This is a genomic window from Streptomyces antimicrobicus (genome assembly GCF_020532625.1).
Lineage (GTDB): Bacteria > Actinomycetota > Actinomycetes > Streptomycetales > Streptomycetaceae > Streptomyces > Streptomyces antimicrobicus.
In genome coordinates, this window is the sequence record NZ_JAJAUY010000234.1 from 1 (window position 1) to 4,665 (window position 4,665).

5 protein-coding genes are annotated in these 4,665 nt (G+C 74.6%); 3 read left to right on the plus strand and 2 right to left on the minus strand.

What is annotated here, in order from left to right:
• Positions 1–808: PP2C family serine/threonine-protein phosphatase (locus LG632_RS29525; protein ID WP_226730997.1), on the plus strand; the 808-nt coding region annotated here is incomplete at its 5' end.
• Positions 809–1,027: 219 nt separating this feature from the next.
• Complete coding sequence (locus LG632_RS29530) at positions 1,028–1,408, plus strand: ATP-binding protein (protein ID WP_226730998.1); 381 nt, start codon at positions 1,028–1,030, stop codon at positions 1,406–1,408.
• Between the two features lie 27 nt (positions 1,409–1,435).
• On the opposite strand, the gene LG632_RS29535 is transcribed toward LG632_RS29530, so the two are convergent.
• Both LG632_RS29535 and LG632_RS29540 read right to left on the minus strand, forming a co-directional pair.
• Positions 1,436–2,524 carry a DUF2637 domain-containing protein gene (locus LG632_RS29535; RefSeq protein ID WP_226730999.1) on the minus strand — a complete coding sequence of 363 codons (1,089 nt, stop codon included), beginning with the start codon at positions 2,522–2,524 and terminating at the stop codon, positions 1,436–1,438.
• 189 nt (positions 2,525–2,713) lie between these two features.
• Positions 2,714–3,535, minus strand: coding sequence for a (2Fe-2S)-binding protein (locus LG632_RS29540; RefSeq protein ID WP_374203637.1), 822 nt, complete (start codon positions 3,533–3,535; stop codon positions 2,714–2,716).
• A gap of 342 nt (positions 3,536–3,877) precedes the next feature.
• Between LG632_RS29540 and LG632_RS29545 the strand changes: the two genes are divergently transcribed.
• Complete coding sequence (locus tag LG632_RS29545; RefSeq protein WP_226731001.1) at positions 3,878–4,525, plus strand: GntR family transcriptional regulator; 648 nt, start codon at positions 3,878–3,880, stop codon at positions 4,523–4,525.
• Positions 4,526–4,665: the final 140 nt, after the last annotated feature.

Below are 4,665 nucleotides of genomic sequence, written 5' to 3' on the forward strand. Positions count from 1 at the left end.
CACCTACGCGGCCGAGCCCGGCCGGCTCGCCGAGGCCGATCCGGCCGCCCTGGACGCCGTGGTCGCCGACACCGTGCTGGAAGGGGCCCGGTACGGGACGTACACCCTGCGCGCCGCGTCGGTGCGCGGCGACTCCGCCCGCTTCCGCGGCGAGGAACGCCGCGACGTCCTGCTCACGGCCCGCTTCGGCGGCGGTGACGACGCGCTCGTGCTCGTCGCCGTCGCGGGGGCCGACCGCGTCGTGCCGCGCGCCCGCGAGGCCGCGGCCGAGGTGTGCCACTGGGTGGCGGCCGCCGTCGGCCGCAGCCAGGCCCGGCTCGGGGACGACATCCGCTCCGGCCGCCGCGACGCGCTCCGCTCCGGCCTGCAGCGGCTGACCGACCGCGGCTACGGCCGGCTGCGCGCCCGCGCCGCCGAACTCGGCTACGAGGAGGACCGGTACACCGCGGGCCTGCGCTGCCTGCTGCTGCCCATCGACCCCGAATGCCGCACCCGTGTGGTCTTCGGCACCGGTCCCGGCGGCCTGTTCCGCCTGCGCGACGGCGTCTGGCAGGACCTGGAGGCGCAGTCCGGGGACCCCGGCCGCTTCACCTTCCGCGCGAGCGTCGCCCGGCCCGGCGACACGCTGCTCGTCTGCTCCGGCGGCCTGGCCGAGCCGATGCGCGAGGAGCCGCTGCTGATGGGCGAGTTGGGCGCCCGCTGGAGCGCCGCCGAGGCACCGGGGCTGGCCGGATTCCTGGCGGACGCCACGTTGCGCCTCAAGGGCTACGCCGACGACCGGACGGCCGCCGCGGTCTGGGAGGCGTGAGCCCGGCGCCGGGGGGAGATTTCCTCACCCAGGTGCAGTACCACCGGCCCGTCCATGTGGTCCCGTTGCCCAGCTCATGGGCCGGTCCGACCTCAGGAACGTGCCGCCACCTGGGCCTTGAAGGAGTGCGGCACGGCCCGGAGGGAATGCATCCCGTAGACCTGTTCGAGGAACGGACACGGGAGGTACCACACCGTGCGGGTGGGGGAGAAGACCGGAATGACCCGGACGGTCCGCCGGGCGGATCTGCGGGCAGTGGGCGAAGTCCGCAGGTCGCTACGGGAGTTGCTGCGACCCGGTTGTCCAGGGGACGTGGTGGACGTGGCGGAACTGCTCACCACGGAGCTCGTCACCAACGCGCTCGTCCACACCGACCAGGGCGCCGAGGTGTCCGCGGTGCTGGACGCCAGCCGGTTACGGGTGGAGGTGCGCGACCACACTAGCCGCAAGCCCCGGCCGTACGTACCGAACGCCGACGACGGTACGCACGGCAGAGGGCTGTTCCTGGTGGAGCAACTGGCGGACAGCTGGGGGGTGGACCCGCTGGGCGGGGGGAAGGTGGTGTGGTTCGAGATCGACGGAGGGCCGGTCCTGAGCTGAGACTCAGGACCGGCCCTCGCTGTGTGATCATCCGAACTGCTGCTCCAGGTCCTTGAGCTTGCGCTCCAGGGAATCGAGCCGCGGGATGGTCTGGGTGTCGTCCTCGGCGGTGAGGTCCACCGTCCGGGGGGCGGATTCAGAGAGGTCGGACGTGGTCACGGCCTGGAGGGAGGGCCGCCTGGAGCTCCCTACCTGCGTACGCGGGGAAAGTGGGGGCAGTTGTCCCGCTTCCGCTATGGCGGGCTCCGCGCCGACCGGCGCGGAGCCGTTTCCCGGGGTCAGCCCTGGCACGTCGACCTGGCGGCCGCGCTGCCGGGGCAGGCCGAAGGCCCGGTTCTGCCGGCCGAGCGCCCTGATGTGCGCGCGTTCGCGCCGCCGGTGCTCGCGGCGGCGCAGCCGTTCCTGCTCCTTCTCCCGCTTGTCCTCGCGCACTTCCTCCACGGCCTCGTCGAGTGTCCGTACGCCCTCCAGCAGCATCAGCGACCAGGCGCCGAAGGTCTCCCGGGGCGCCCGCAGCCAGCGGACGATCCGGATCTGCGGGAGCGGACGCGGCACCAGGCCCTGTTCGCGCAGTGCCGCCCGGCGGGTCTGCTTGAGCGCCCGGTCGAACAGCACGGCCGCGGAGAGCGACATGCCCGCGAAGAACTGCGGTGCCCCGTCGTGCCCGAGGCCGCGCGGTGCGTGGACCCAGTTGAACCACGCCGCCGCGCCCGCGAACAGCCACACCAGCAGCCGTGAGCCGAGCGCCGCGTCGCCGTGGCTGGCCTCGCGGACGGCGAGCACCGAGCAGAACATGGCGGCGCCGTCGAGGCCGAACGGGACCAGGTACTCCCAGCCTCCGGAGAGGTTGAGGTTCTGCCGGCCGAAGCCGACCAGGCCGTGGAAGGAGAGGGCGGCGGCGACGGCCGCACAGCAGAACAGCAGGACGTACGAGGCGGTGCCGTAGATCGCCTCCTTGCGGCGGCGGCGCTCCTCGCTGCGTTCCCAGGTGTCGTCCGCCGTGCCCTTCTCGCCGTCGCGCCGGCCCCGGGCCAGCACCGCCACCGCCGCGAGTCCGCCCAGGATCAGCAGGCTGCCCGGAAACAGCCAGTCCAGCGATATGTCGGTCAGTCTCATCCGGTGTCCCTTGACTCGCGTACGGCGGCTTTCCGGGCGCCATAGTGGCGGATCGGGACGGGGCGGGAGAGCGGTTTCGGGGCAAGAGCACGCCATCGTGGTGCGAGGCACCCCGGATAGGGTGTTGTCGCTCGAACTCCCTTTCTGGCAGCGGTGGTTGCGTTTGAATACGGCCACCCGTGCGGGTGGTTAGGCGGCCGCCGCTGCGGCCAGGCGGGTGAGGCGGTCCGCGTCGCAGGTGCGGGGGCAGGTGGTGCAGGTGTCCTCGGGGCGGACGGTGTAGAAGAAGCAGCAGCTGACCCGGTCCCGGGTGGGCAGGGCCGCGCCGTCCGCGCCGGTGAGCGTGCGGAAGGTGCCACCGCCGGGGTACGGGGCGGTGCCGGAGCCCGGGAACAGCAGGGCCAGTTCGGCCCGGGCGCGCCGCTCCTCGGCCGGGCCGAGCAGCCCGGCGACGTACCACAGGCCCTCGACCAGGTCGTCGGTGACCATGCCCCACAGGGCCCGGCGGCCGCGCCGCAGGCGCGGGCCGAAACCTTCCACCACCGGGGTGAGGTGCTCGGCGGCCGCCGCCCGCAGTTCGGCCCGCAGGACCTCCTCGCCGGGCACGACCCGGGCCCCGGGCAGGCCCGCCGCCGGATCGCCCGGGAGGCAGGAGAACCCGTCGACGCGCACGCTCAGCACGCCCGAGGTGCGGTGGAAGGACGTGTGCTCCGCCGCGATCCGGGGCACCCGCCGGTGCAGGAACCACGGCAGGGTGAACAGCAGCCCGGCCGGCCAGACGTACCGGTGCAGGCCGAACCCGGCCACCACGTCCGGCCGGGCCGGACGTCCGTGGTCCCGTACGACCTGGGCCGCGTCCCAGGCCAGGAACGCGTCCAGATCCGGCCCGCCCGCCGCGAGCGCGTCGGCGCCGACCCAACCCGCACCGCGAGGAACGGGCTCGGACGCGGAGCGCTCGGTGCACCGCAGGCCGGGGTAGGCCTCCGTCAGCCGGGCGTAGGCCGCCGCCACCGGAGAGCCGGGCGGGGCGGGCGGTACGGGCGGCGCGGATGGGACAGGCAGTGCGGACGGTACGGGCGGCGCGGATGGGACAGGCAGTGCGGATGGGACAGGCAGTGCGGACGGTACGGGCGGTGCGGACGGGACGGAGGGCGGGACCGGGACGGCCATGGACGGACCACCGCATCACATGATCGAGGACTGGCAAGACAGGTAAGGCTTACCTTATCTGACCGGTCGGCGGGTGCGGAGGGCGGAAGGGGTTCGAAACGGGGCCTAAGCGGGCGTCCCGTATCCTCGGCGGAGCCGATCCGTGAGGAGGACCGAGTGCGTGACGCGGCCGACACGGGTCTGATGCCGACCGTTCCGGCGCAGCAGAAGGTGCAGCGCCATTCCGTGCGCGGGCAGGTGCTCGACGCGCTGCGCGCGGCCCTCGTCGACGGCGAGCTGGTGCCGGGCGAGATCTATTCCGGACCCGCGCTGGGGGAGCGGTTCGGGGTCTCGGCGACCCCGGTCCGCGAGGCCATGCAGCAGCTGGCGCTGGAGGGGGCCGTGGAGTGCCTGCCCAACCGCGGCTTCCGGGTGCTGTCGCGCACCGCGCGGGAGCTCGCCGAGCTCGCCGAGGTCCGGGCCCTGCTGGAGGTCCCCGTGATGCTGCGGCTGGCCCGTACGGTCGAGCCGGGGGCGTGGGCGGCCCTGCGTCCGGCCGCGGCGGCGACGGCGGCGGCCGCCGCCGCGTACGACCCGGCGGCCTACGCCGAGGCGGACCGCTCGTTCCACCGCGCGGTCCTGTCCCTGACGGGCAACGACCAGCTGGTCCAGGTGGCCGAGGAACTCCACCGCCGCTCCCAGTGGCCGGTCAAGGACGCCCCTCCGGTCCGGCGCGCCGACCTGGTCGCGGACGCCGCGGAACACCAGGCCCTCCTGGAGGCCTTGATCGCCCGCGACCTCCCGGTGGTCGAAACCCTGGTCCGCGAACACTTCACGGGCGCCCCGTCCTGACCGCCCCGCCCTCGGCGCACCGGCACCGCCACGCGCCCGGGCCCCCGGCACGGGGCGGCCCGACCCGACCCCACCCGGTTCACGCAATGCCCGCAGCCCCGGCCCACGCCGCCACCCGCCCGAGCCGCACTCCGCCACGC